Below are 12,595 nucleotides of genomic sequence, written 5' to 3'. Positions count from 1 at the left end.
CATGACGCAGACCAAGCTGAGCACCACCCTCGCGGCCGTCCGGGCCGCGGACCGGGCCGCCCTGATCGGCTACCTCCCGGCCGGCTTCCCGACCGTCGAGGGCGGCATCGCGGCCGTCCGCGCGCTGATCGACGGTGGCTGCGACATCGTCGAGGTCGGCCTGCCGCACTCCGACCCGGTGCTGGACGGCCCGACCATCCAGACCGCCGACGACATCGCCCTGCGGGCCGGTGTGAAGATCAAGGACGTGCTGCGCACGGTCGCCGAGGTGTCCGCCCAGACCGACGCGCCGGTGCTGGTGATGACGTACTGGAACCCGGTCGACCGCTACGGCGTGGCCCGGTTCGCCGCCGACCTGGCGGCCGCCGGGGGAGCCGGCTGCATCCTGCCCGACCTGCCGGTCGAGGAGTCCGACGAGTGGCGCAAGGCGGCGGGCGAGCACGGTCTCGACACCGTCTTCGTGGTCGCCCCGAGCAGCAAGGACCCGCGCCTGGCCGAGGTCACCGCCGCCGGTTCGGGCTTCGTCTACGCCGCCGCCGTGATGGGCGTGACGGGCACCCGGGCCGCGGTCGGCAACCTCGCCGAGGACCTGGTGGCCAGGACCAGGGCCACCACCGACCTGCCGGTCTGTGTGGGCCTGGGAGTCTCGAACGCCGACCAGGCGGCCGAGGTCGCCCGCTTCGCGGACGGCGTGATCGTCGGCTCGGCCTTCGTCCAGCGGATCCTGGACGCGGACGGTGACGAGCGGGCCGCCCTCGCGGCGGTCCGCGAACTGGCCGCGGAACTGGCGGAGGGCGTCCGCCGCCGCTGACCCACCCGCCCTGACCCACCCGCTCCACCGCTGACGGCCCGTCGGCCCTCGCCCACCCGCGAGTGCCGGCGGGCCGTTCGTCGTTTCCGCCTCCTCAGTCCTCCCTTTCACTCCCTATCCTTCCCTTTCTGGCCGTGCATCAGGTATGTTTTGGGAATCAGAAGGAGATGACCGTGTCGCAGGAGCTGTACTCGGTGGAGCAGGTGGCCGAGCTGTTGGGGCTGCACGTGCGGACGGTGCGCGGCTATGTCCGGGACGGGCGGCTGAAGGCCGTCCGGATCGGCAAGCAGTACCGGATCGCCAGACAGGACCTGGAGGCCCTCACCGGCCGGCCCGTCGAGGCGCCGTCGCCCTCCCCCGCGCCGGGTGCCCGGCACAGCGAGGTGACCGGCGTCGTGCGGATCGACGCGATCGACCGGGCGACGGTGGACCGCCTGACCACCCTGCTCACCGCCTCCCTGGGCGGCCGGGCACGGGGCGGCGAGCCCCTGCGGGTCGAGACCGTCCACGACGAGGAGCGCGCCAGCCTGAAGATCATCGTGATCGGCGGACTGGAGGACAGCGCCGAGGTCCTGCGGCTGATCGCCCTGCTGACCGACTGACCTGCTGACCGGCCTGCTGACCGGCCGACCGACCGACCGACCCGACCCGCGAGAGGACCCGCCTCGAATGACCCAGACCCTGCAGGACCTCGACGGCACCCCGGTCCTGCTCTGCGCGCCCGGCGGACCTCCGCTGGCGGGGGAGCAGGACGCCCTGGACCTCATCGGCGAGGCGTTCGGCCTCGGTGCCCACTGGGTCGCCGTTCCGGTCGAGCGCCTCCCCGACGACTTCTTCCGGCTGCGCACCCGGCTGGCCGGCGAGATCGTCCAGAAGTTCGCCAACTACCGCCTGGGCCTTGCCGTTCTGGGGGACATCGGGCGGCACCTGGAGAGCGGCACCGCACTGCGGGACTTCGTCCGCGAGTGCAACGAGGGGAGCCGGGTCTGGTTCGTCGAGGACCTCGCGCAGCTCGGCGGCCGGCTGACGCGGACCGGGCGCCGCGGCGGGTGAACCGCGGGCCGGGCAGCCCGAACGGGTGAACAGCGGAGCCGACACGCATCGGCGACGGTTGACCGGCGTTGAGCGGAGGGACGAGTCCCCGGTGCTCCCGGACCTTCACGGTTCGTGCGCTGTTCGAACAACCAGGCTCCGCGAAAGGGCTGCCCGTGCCGTGCCTGCACCGCTCCGTCCTGCTCCGTGCCGCTGCCGCCGCCCTCGCGCTGAGCGCCTGCGTGGGGGTGGACGCGGCCGTGGAGCAGGCGCTGGCCAGGCGCGGGGAGGAGCGGGCCAGGCAGGACGCGTACCTGTGCGGGGAGGCGGCCCGGCTGATGGCGCAGGCCCCGTCGCGGGCCGACCGCTCGCTGCCGGACGGGCGGCGGCCGCTCGACGAGCTCGCCCGCCAGAATCGCTGCGCTCCGCGCAAGCCGTAAGTTCAATCGGACATATGACCGCCTTTCCTCACTCATTCGGCTTAACTGCTGAAACTGGAGGAACTCTCCCTTTTCCCCTACGGTTCATCAGGCAGGACGCCGGGGCCGCTGGGCAGCGGCGGCGATCGCAGGAGGGGATCCCCTGATGGCCAGTCAGCAGACCGTCGAGGCGGGCGCGGGTTCGCGGCTGCGCCGGGCGGTGGACGGAGAGCCGGCCGAGTGGTTCGGTCTGGTGGTCCGGCTGGCCCTGGCCGTGGTGTGGGCCTGGGCGGGGCTCGCGAAGATCTCCGACCCGGCCGAGGCGGCGCAGGCCGTCCGGGCGTACGAGATCCTGCCGGAGTCGCTGGTCAAGCCGGTCGGCTACGGCCTGCCGTTCCTGGAGCTGGCCCTCGCGGTCCTGCTGCTGATCGGCCTGGGCACCCGCATCGTCGCCGCGATCTCCGCCCTGCTGCTGCTCGCCTTCATCGGTGGGATCGCCTCCGCCTGGGCGCGCGGCATCTCCATCGACTGCGGCTGCTTCGGCGGCGGCGGCACGGTGGACGCCTCGAAGACCGAGTACCTGCAGGAGATCCTGCGCGACTCCGGCTTCCTGCTGCTGGCCGTCTGGCTGATCTTCCGGCCCCGGACGAAGCTCTCGGCCGACGCCTGGCTCGCCGCTTAGGCCGGCGCGAGCCACCCACCCCCGGTGACCCGATCCCCCCTTTGGACACAGCACCCATGAGTGACAAGAACCGTGAAGGCAAGCGCAACGCCCGCGATCGGATGCGTGAGGCGCGGGCGGCCGAGGAGGCGCGCGACAAGCGCAAGAAGAAGCTGGTGATCGGTGGGGCGGTGCTCGCGGTGATCGCCGTCGCCGTGGTGGTCGGCGTGGTGGTGCAGAACCAGCGCTCCACGCCGGAGACCCCGGTCGCCGCCCCCGCGGGGGCGATCGGGGACAAGAGCCTGGTGCTCCCGGCCGGCCCGGCCAACGCACCCGCCGTCCTCACCGTCTACGAGGACCCGCGCTGCCCCGCCTGCGGCACGTTCGAACGCCAGTTCTCGCCCACCATCGACCAGCTGGAAGACCAGGGCAAGCTGTTCGTCAACTACCACGTGGTGTCCTTCATCGACCGCTCGCTCGGTGGCAAGGGCTCCAAGTACGGAGCCAACGCCCTCGCCTGCGCCCAGGACGCGGGCCACTTCCGCGACTACCACGACGTGCTCTACCGCAACCAGCCGGACGAGACCAGCGACTCCTTCGGCGACAAGGCCACCCTGATCGAGCTGTCCAAGAAGGTCCCCGGCCTGGACACGCCCGTCTTCGAGGCCTGCGTCAACGACAACAAGTACGGCGACTGGGTGTCGGCGGTGCAGCAGGACTTCGACAAGTCCAGCTACAAGTCCACCCCGACCGTGCTGCTCAACGGCGCACCGATCTACCCGAAGAAGGGCGAGGACCAGATCAGCCCCGAGACGCTGGTGCAGTGGGTCGACGAGGCCAACGCGGGCAAGCCGCTCGGCAGCCCCGGCCCGAACGGCCAGAGCCCCGCGCCGACCAGCACCGCGGCCGAGAGCAACACCCCGCCGTCCCCCTGAGCCGGCCACCGCGCGCCGCCGCACCCCCGGGCCGGGGTGCGGCGGCGCCGTGTTTGGCCAAGCTGTGACCGCCGGCGGTGCCGGAGTGGCGGGTGCGACACGGTAGCGTCGACCCTGCCATGGATATCGCTTACATTCCGAGCCCGTCGCGGGGCGTCCTGTACCTGGGGCCCGTCCCGCTGCGCGCCTACGCGTTCTGCATCATCATCGGTGTCGTCGTGGCCGTGTGGCTCGGCAGCAAGCGCTGGGTCGCCCGCGGCGGCGCCAAGCACACCGTCGGCGACATCGCCGTCTGGGCCGTACCCTTCGGCCTGGTCGGCGGCCGGCTCTACCACGTGATCACCGACCACCAGCTCTACTTCGGTGACGGCAAGAACCCCTGGAACGCCTTCAAGATCTGGGAGGGCGGGCTCGGCATCTGGGGCGCGATCGCGCTCGGCGCCGTCGGCGCCTGGATCGGCTGCCGCCGCCGCGGCGTCCCGCTGCCCGCCTACGCCGACGCCATCGCCCCCGGCATCGCGCTGGCGCAGGCCTGCGGCCGCTGGGGCAACTGGTTCAACCAGGAGCTGTACGGCAAGCCGACCACCCTGCCCTGGGGCCTGGAGATCGACAAGGTGCTGCCGGACGGCACCGTGACGACCGGCACCTACCACCCGACGTTCCTCTACGAGTCGCTGTGGTGCGTCGGCGTCGCGCTGCTGGTCATCTGGGCCGACCGCCGCTTCACCCTCGGCCACGGCCGCGCCTTCGCGCTGTACGTCGCCGCCTACACGGTGGGCCGGTTCTGGACCGAGTACCTGCGGATCGACGAGGCCCACCACATGCTCGGCCTGCGCCTGAACGACTGGACCGCGATCCTGCTCTTCGTCGGCGCCGTCGCCTACCTGGTGATCGTCGGCAGGAAGCACCCCGGTCGCGAGGCCCCGGACTCGATCGACCCGGCGGCCCGGGCCGAGGCCGAGGCCGCGAGCGAATCCGAGCCCGAGTCCGCGGCCACCGCCGCCGACGGGCCCGCCGACCTGACGGAACCGGACGCGTCCGCCGAGCCGGCCGACGCACCCGAGAAGTCCGGCAAGAACTCCGACCGACCCACCTGACCTGCCGTTGTCCGGTCTCCCGGCCGTCTGCGCCCACCTCGGCGCAGGCGGCCGAAGCCATGTTCGGACAGCCTTACTTTGCTGGAAACTCGCAGGTCAGATGGCTAACGTCGAGCAGTGAGAGCCCTGCGCGCAGCCCGGTTCACGGCACTTTGTCGTACCCGGCCGCGGCCGGTGGGGGAGGGACGCTCGACGGAAGGCCGTGCAGCACCATGACCGTGACCATCACCGAACAGACCGCCGACCACCAGCCGCCGCGGATACCCCACGAGGGCCACCACCGCGACGTCAACGGCGGCTGGCTGCGCCCCGCCGTCTTCGGCGCGATGGACGGCCTGGTCTCCAACCTCGCGCTGATGACCGGCGTGGTCGGCGGCGACATCGGCCGCACCGCGGTGATCATCACGGGCCTGGCCGGCCTGGCCGCCGGCGCCTGCTCGATGGCGGCGGGGGAGTACACCTCGGTGGCCTCCCAGCGGGAACTGGTCGAGGCGGAGATCGAGGCCGAGCGCCTGGAGCTGCACCGCAACCCGCAGGGCGAGCTGGCCGAGCTGGCCCAGCTGTACGTCGCCAAGGGGGTGGAGCCCGCGCTGGCCCACGAGGTGGCCCGGCAGCTCTCGGTGGACCCGGAGCGGACCCTGGCCGTCCACGCCCGGGAGGAACTGGGCATCGACCCGGCCGACCTGCCCTCGCCGCTGGTCGCCGCGGCCTCCTCGTTCGGATGCTTCGCGGTGGGCGCGCTGCTCCCGCTGCTGCCGTACCTGCTGGGTGCGACGGCCCTGTGGCCGGCGCTGATCGTGGCGTCGGTCGGCCTGTTCCTGTGCGGCGCGGTGGTCGCCCGGGTGACCGCCCGCAGCTGGTGGTTCAGCGGGCTGCGCCAGCTCGTGCTGGGCGGCGCCGCCGCCGGGGTGACCTTCCTGCTCGGCCATCTGATCGGCGGCCACGTGGGCTGACCTCGCGGTACCCGTCCGAGGCGGGTCTGTGCGATGACACATGAGGTTGCATGGTTATGCCGCGGGATGCGTGATGTTCCGCACATGGGTGCCGCTCGGTGCCTGTCCTAGGCTCGCCCGCAGGCGCAACAGTCCGAGGATTCCCATCCCGCCGACCGTCTGTCGGGATGGATTCCCAGGCGGGCCTGTCGCGGTCATGTGGACGGGGCATTTCGCCCCTGTTTCACACCCGGTTCGGCCGGGCACACTGGTGGCAGCGTGCGGAGCAGGGCCTGTCTCCCCAGCCCTGGGCAACCCACTGGAAACGGCGTCTGACCTGCGGATTATGTCCGCGATGTGGACGCGATATTCCGCTTCTCGGGATATCCGGCATCATGTAACCTGCACGAAATCGCATCAGGGCCAACGTCGTCCCTATTGCACAGCTTCTTGCCAATGACGACGACGGGAGAGCCGATGCTGTCTGCATCCATGCACTCCGCCAACGAGCCCCAGCAGGCCGCCGCCCGGCCCTACGCGCTCGTTCCGGATGCGCGACCTGTAGCTCAGGGCCTGTACGACCCTCGCAACGAGCACGACGCCTGCGGCGTCGGCTTCGTCGCCACGCTGACCGGCATCGCCGACCACACCGTCGTCGAGCAGGCGCTGACCGTCCTGCGCAACCTGGAGCACCGCGGCGCCACCGGCTCCGAGCCGGACTCCGGCGACGGCGCGGGCATCCTCACGCAGATCCCGGACGCGTTCCTGCGGTCCAAGGTCTCCTTCGAGCTGCCGGCCGCCGGCTCCTACGCCGTCGGCATCGCCTTCCTCCCGCAGGACGACGCCGCCGCGACCGCCGCGACCGCCCGGATCGAGGTGATCGCCGCCGAGGAGGGCGCGACCGTCCTCGGCTGGCGCGACGTCCCGGTCACCCCCGACCTGCTCGGAGCCACCGCCCGCTCGGTCATGCCCGCCTTCCGCCAGCTGTTCGTCAGCCACGGCGAGAAGGCCGGCGTCGAGCTGGACCGGATCGCCTTCGTGGTGCGCAAGCGCGCCGAGCGCGAGGCCGGCGTGTACTTCCCGTCGCTCTCCGCCCGCACCATCGTCTACAAGGGCATGCTGACCACCGGCCAGCTGGAGCCCTTCTTCCCCGACCTGTCGGACCGGCTCTACGCCTCCGCACTCGGCCTGGTGCACTCACGCTTCTCCACCAACACCTTCCCGAGCTGGCCGCTCGCCCACCCGTACCGCTTCGTCGCGCACAACGGCGAGATCAACACGGTCAAGGGCAACCGGAACTGGATGACCGCCCGGGAGTCCCAGCTCGCCACCGACCTGATCCCCGCCAACGCGAACGGGCAGGGTCTGGACCGGATCTTCCCGATCTGCACCCCGGACCACTCCGACTCGGCCTCCTTCGACGAGGTCCTGGAGCTGCTCCACCTCGGCGGGCGCTCGCTGCCGCACGCGGTGCTGATGATGATCCCGGAGGCGTGGGAGAACCACGCCACCATGGAGCCCGCCCGCCGCGCGTTCTACCAGTACCACTCCAACCTGATGGAGCCCTGGGACGGCCCGGCCTGCGTCACCTTCACCGACGGCACCCGGATCGGCGCGGTCCTCGACCGCAACGGCCTGCGCCCCGCCCGGTACTGGGTCACCGAGGACGGCCTGGTGGTGCTCTCCTCCGAGGTCGGCGTGCTCGACCTGGACCAGGAGACCATCGTCAAGAAGGGCCGGCTGCAGCCCGGCAAGATGTTCCTGATCGACACCGCCGAGCACCGCATCGTCGAGGACGAGGAGCTCAAGGCCCAACTGGCCGCCGAGCACCCGTACGAGGAGTGGGTCGCCGCCGGGCAGATCCAGCTCGCCAAGCTCCCCGAGCGCGAGCACATCGCGCACACCCACGCCTCCGTCACCCGCCGCCAGCAGACCTTCGGCTACACCGAGGAGGAGCTGCGGGTCATCCTCGCGCCGATGGCGCGGACGGCCGGCGAGGCGCTCGGCTCGATGGGCACCGACAGCCCGATCGCCGCGCTCTCCGAGAAGCCGCGACTGCTCTTCGACTACTTCGTGCAGCTCTTCGCACAGGTGACCAACCCGCCGCTGGACGCCATCCGCGAGGAGCTCGTCACCTCGCTGCTGAGCAACCTCGGCCCCGAGGGCAACCTGCTCGACGCCGCACCCTCGCACTGCCGCTCGGTCGGCATCACCTTCCCGGTGATCGACAACGACGAGCTGGCCAAGCTGGTCCACATCAACGTCGACGGCGACCAGCCCGGCCTCAAGGCCGTCACGCTCTCCGGCCTCTACAAGGTGTCCACCGGCGGCGCCGGCCTGGCCGCCCGCCTGGCCGAGATCGCCGCCGAGGCCGACGCCGCGATCGCCGACGGCGCCCGGATCGTCGTGCTCTCCGACCGCCACTCGGACGCCGAGCACGCCCCGATCCCGTCGCTGCTGCTCACCTCCGCGATCCACCACCACCTGATCCGCACCAAGCAGCGCACCCAGGTGTCGCTGATCGTCGAGGCCGGTGACGTCCGCGAGGTGCACCACGTCGCGCTGCTCGTCGGCTACGGCGCCGGTGCGGTCAACCCGTACCTGGCGATGGAGTCCGTCGAGGACCTCGTCGCCCAGGGAGTGTTCATCGAGGGCATCGAGCCCGAGAAGGCCATCAAGAACCTGATCAAGGCGCTCGGCAAGGGCGTCCTGAAGGTCATGTCCAAGATGGGCATCTCCACCGTCGCCTCCTACCGCGGCGCCCAGGTCTTCGAGGCGATCGGCCTCTCCCAGGAGCTGGTGGACGGCTACTTCGCCGGCACCACCACCAAGCTCGGCGGCATCGGCCTGGAGCAGATCGCCAAGGAGGTCGCCGCCCGCCACGCCAAGGCGTACCCGGCCTCCGGCATCCCGGCCGCGCACCGCGCGCTGGACATCGGCGGCGAGTACCAGTGGCGCCGCGAGGGCGAGCCGCACCTGTTCGACCCGGACACGGTGTTCCGCCTGCAGCACTCCACCCGCTCGCGCCGCTACGACATCTTCAAGCAGTACACCGAGCGTGTGAACGAGCAGTCCGAGCGCCTGATGACGCTGCGCGGCCTGTTCAAGCTGGACGGCAAGGGCCGCGCGCCGATCTCGATCGACGAGGTCGAGCCGGTGTCCGAGATCGTCAAGCGCTTCTCCACCGGCGCCATGTCCTACGGCTCCATCTCGATGGAGGCGCACGAGACGCTCGCCATCGCGATGAACCGCCTCGGCGGCAAGTCCAACACCGGCGAGGGCGGCGAGGACCCGGAGCGCCTGTACGACCCGGAGCGCCGCTCGGCGATCAAGCAGGTCGCCTCCGGCCGCTTCGGCGTCACCTCCGAGTACCTGGTCAACGCGGACGACATCCAGATCAAGATGGCCCAGGGCGCCAAGCCCGGCGAGGGCGGCCAGCTGCCCGGCCACAAGGTCTACCCGTGGGTCGCCAGGACCCGGCACTCCACCCCGGGCGTCGGCCTGATCTCCCCGCCGCCGCACCACGACATCTACTCCATCGAGGACCTGGCTCAGCTGATCCACGACCTCAAGAACGCCAACCCGGCGGCCCGCATCCACGTGAAGCTGGTCTCCGAGGTCGGCGTGGGCACCGTCGCGGCCGGCGTCTCCAAGGCGCACGCGGACGTCGTGCTGGTCTCCGGCCACGACGGCGGCACCGGCGCCTCCCCGCTCACCTCGCTCAAGCACGCGGGCGGCCCCTGGGAGCTCGGCCTCGCCGAGACCCAGCAGACCCTGCTGCTGAACGGGCTGCGCGACCGGATCGTGGTGCAGACCGACGGCCAGCTCAAGACCGGCCGCGACGTGGTCATCGCCGCGCTGCTCGGCGCCGAGGAGTTCGGTTTCGCCACCGCGCCGCTGGTGGTCTCCGGCTGCATCATGATGCGCGTCTGCCACCTCGACACCTGCCCGGTCGGCGTCGCCACCCAGAACCCGGTGCTGCGCGAGCGTTTCTCCGGCAAGCCCGAGTTCGTGGTGAACTTCTTCGAGTTCATCGCCGAGGAGGTCCGCGAGATCCTCGCCGAGCTGGGCTTCCGGTCGATCGAGGAGGCGGTCGGCCACGCCGAGCACATCGACGCCGCCGACGCGATCACCCACTGGAAGGCCGCCGGCCTCGACCTGGCGCCGCTCTTCCACGTGCCCGAGCTCCCCGAGGGTGCGGCCCTGCACAACACCACCGTCCAGGACCACGCCCTCGACAAGGCCCTGGACAACCAGCTCATCGAACTGGCCGAGGACGCCCTGGTGCGCGGCGACGCCGTCCGCATCCAGCTGCCGATCCGCAACGTCAACCGCACGGTCGGCACCATGCTCGGCCACCAGGTGACCACGCGGTACCGCGGCGAGGGCCTGCCCGAGGGCACCATCGACGTGACCTTCACCGGCTCGGCCGGCCAGTCCTTCGGCGCCTTCGTCCCGCGCGGCATCACGCTGCGCCTGGAGGGCGACGCCAACGACTACGTCGGCAAGGGCCTGTCCGGCGGTGTGGTGATCGTCCGCCCGGCCCGCGAGGCCGCGGCCATCGGTGCGGACGCCCAGAGCCACGTGATCGCCGGCAACACCATCGGCTACGGCGCCACCAGCGGCCGGATCCACCTGCGGGGCAAGGCCGGCGAGCGTTTCGCCGTCCGCAACTCCGGTGCCACCCTGGTCGTCGAGGGCGTGGGCGACCACGGCCTGGAGTACATGACCGGCGGCCGGGTCGTGATTCTCGGCGAGACCGGCCGTAACCTGGCAGCAGGCATGTCCGGCGGTATCGCCTACGTCCTGGACCTGCGCCCGGCGAACGTGAACGACGGCATGGTGGGCATCGAGGCCCCGACCGCCGACGACCGGGAGTGGCTGCGCGAGACCGTGCAGCAGCACTACGAGGAGACCGGCTCCACCGTCGCCGCCGAGCTCCTGGCCGACTGGGGCAGCGGTGTCAGCCGCTTCTCCAAGATCATGCCGACCGACTACAAGGCAGTGCTCGCCGCCAAGGACGCCGCTGAGCGCGACGGGCTCTCCGAGTCCGAGACCACTCGCAAGATGATGGAGGCGGCACATGGCTGACCCCAAGGGCTTCCTGACCACGCCCAAGCAGCTGGCCGAGCGCCGTCCCGTGGACATCCGTCTGCGGGACTGGAACGAGGTCTACGTCGAACGCAGCCTCCTGCCGATCATCACCAAGCAGGCCGGCCGCTGCATGGACTGCGGCATCCCGTTCTGCCACAACGGCTGCCCCCTCGGGAACCTCATCCCCGAGTGGAACGACCTCGCCTACCGGGACGACTGGACCGGCGCGATCGAGCGGCTGCACGCGACCAACAACTTCCCGGAGTTCACCGGCCGCCTGTGCCCGGCTCCCTGCGAGTCGGCCTGCGTGCTGGGGATCAACCAGGACGCGGTGACCATCAAGAACGTCGAGGTCACGATCATCGACAAGGCCTGGGACCGGGGCGGCGTCGCCGCCCAGATCCCGGAGCGCCTGTCCGGCAAGACCGTGGCCGTCGTCGGCTCCGGCCCGGCCGGCCTGGCCGCCGCCCAGCAGCTCACCCGGGCCGGGCACACCGTGGTGGTCTACGAGCGCGCCGACCGCATCGGCGGCCTGCTGCGCTACGGCATCCCCGAGTTCAAGATGGAGAAGCGCCACATCAACCGCCGCATCGAGCAGATGCGCGCGGAGGGCACCCGGTTCCGTACCGGCGTGCACGTCGGCGAGGACATCACCGGCCAGCAACTGCGCGACCGCTTCGACGCGGTCGTCATCGCGGCCGGCGCCACCACCGCCCGCGACCTCCCGGCCCCCGGCCGCGAGCTCAAGGGCATCCACCAGGCGATGGAGTACCTGCCGCTGGCCAACAAGGTCCAGGAGGGCGACTACGTCGACTCCCCGATCAGCGCCAAGGGCAAGCACGTGGTCGTCATCGGCGGCGGCGACACCGGCGCCGACTGCGTCGGCACCGCCCACCGCCAGGGCGCGGCCTCGGTCACCCAGCTGGAGATCATGCCGCGCCCCGGCGAGGAGCGCCCCGGTCACCAGCCCTGGCCGACCATGCCGATGACGTACAAGGTCACCTCCGCGCACGAGGAGGGCGGTGAGCGGATCTACGCCGTCAACACCACCCACTTCACCGGCGACGAGGAGGGCAACGTCCAGGAGCTCCACCTGGTCGAGGTAGAGTTCAAGGACGGCCGGTTCGAGCCGGTGCCCGGCACCGAGCGGGCCCTGCCCGCCCAACTGGTCACCCTCGCCATGGGGTTCACCGGCACGGACGTGAAGAACGGCCTGGTCGAGCAGCTCGGTGTGGAGCTCGACGCCCGCGGCAACGTCGCGCGCGACGGGAAGTTCGGCACCAACGTCGACGGCGTCTACGTGTGCGGTGACGCCGGCCGAGGCCAGTCCCTGATCGTCTGGGCCATCGCCGAAGGCCGCTCCGCGGCCGCCGCGGTGGACAAGTACCTGGGTGGCAAGACCCCGCTGCCCGCCCCGATCCGCCCGACGGACCGCCCCCTGGTGGTCTGACGGGTTCGCCCAACCCTCAACCCGAACCGCCGGGCGCACCATGGCCCGGCTGCACCACCCGTGACCCGTCAGAGCCGCCGGGCCCGGTCATGCGGCGCCTGCCCATTCCCCGACCAGGTATGGGGCAGGCGCCGTTCCGCTTTTCGCTGATGGCAGCCGGTTTG

10 protein-coding genes are annotated in these 12,595 nt (G+C 71.4%); all 10 read left to right on the top strand.

Annotated elements, in window-relative coordinates:
• Window position 1 precedes the first annotated feature (1 nt).
• The 10 genes from trpA (at window position 2) to OG871_RS11005 (ending at window position 12,431) form a co-directional block, all read left to right on the top strand.
• Window positions 2-811 (top strand): tryptophan synthase subunit alpha, encoded by an 810-nt coding sequence (trpA, locus tag OG871_RS11050; protein ID WP_371496401.1) that lies wholly within the window; start codon window positions 2-4, stop codon window positions 809-811.
• Window positions 812-978: 167 nt separating this feature from the next.
• The gene (locus OG871_RS11045) at window positions 979-1,413 is read left to right on the top strand and encodes a helix-turn-helix domain-containing protein (RefSeq protein ID WP_371496399.1); all 435 of its coding nucleotides are present in this window, start codon (window positions 979-981) and stop codon (window positions 1,411-1,413) included.
• Window positions 1,414-1,480: 67 nt separating this feature from the next.
• Window positions 1,481-1,864: a DUF4180 domain-containing protein gene (locus OG871_RS11040; RefSeq protein ID WP_371496397.1), complete on the top strand. Its 384-nt coding sequence runs from the start codon at window positions 1,481-1,483 to the stop codon at window positions 1,862-1,864.
• Window positions 1,865-2,019: 155 nt separating this feature from the next.
• The gene (locus tag OG871_RS11035) at window positions 2,020-2,283 is read left to right on the top strand and encodes a hypothetical protein (protein ID WP_371496395.1); all 264 of its coding nucleotides are present in this window, start codon (window positions 2,020-2,022) and stop codon (window positions 2,281-2,283) included.
• A gap of 145 nt (window positions 2,284-2,428) precedes the next feature.
• On the top strand, window positions 2,429-2,944 hold the full coding sequence (locus tag OG871_RS11030; protein WP_371496393.1) for a MauE/DoxX family redox-associated membrane protein: 516 nt from the start codon (window positions 2,429-2,431) through the stop codon (window positions 2,942-2,944).
• Window positions 2,945-3,000: 56 nt separating this feature from the next.
• Window positions 3,001-3,858, top strand: a complete 858-nt coding sequence (locus OG871_RS11025) for a DsbA family protein (protein WP_371496392.1) — start codon at window positions 3,001-3,003, stop codon at window positions 3,856-3,858.
• Between the two features lie 119 nt (window positions 3,859-3,977).
• Window positions 3,978-4,955 carry a prolipoprotein diacylglyceryl transferase gene (gene lgt, locus OG871_RS11020; protein ID WP_371496390.1) on the top strand — a complete coding sequence of 326 codons (978 nt, stop codon included), beginning with the start codon at window positions 3,978-3,980 and terminating at the stop codon, window positions 4,953-4,955.
• A gap of 212 nt (window positions 4,956-5,167) precedes the next feature.
• On the top strand, window positions 5,168-5,908 hold the full coding sequence (locus OG871_RS11015) for a VIT1/CCC1 transporter family protein (protein WP_371496388.1): 741 nt from the start codon (window positions 5,168-5,170) through the stop codon (window positions 5,906-5,908).
• Between the two features lie 471 nt (window positions 5,909-6,379).
• A complete protein-coding gene (gene gltB / locus OG871_RS11010) occupies window positions 6,380-10,978 on the top strand; it encodes a glutamate synthase large subunit (RefSeq protein WP_371503275.1) in 4,599 nt (1,532 codons plus the stop codon).
• Entirely contained in the window at window positions 10,971-12,431 is a 1,461-nt protein-coding gene (locus OG871_RS11005; protein WP_371496387.1) for a glutamate synthase subunit beta, read from the top strand. The genes gltB and OG871_RS11005 overlap by 8 nt, the downstream gene beginning before the upstream one ends.
• Window positions 12,432-12,595: the final 164 nt, after the last annotated feature.

The organism is Kitasatospora sp. NBC_00374 (assembly GCF_041434935.1).
Classification (GTDB): domain Bacteria; phylum Actinomycetota; class Actinomycetes; order Streptomycetales; family Streptomycetaceae; genus Kitasatospora.
This window is presented reverse-complemented; position numbering and strand designations above follow the sequence as displayed.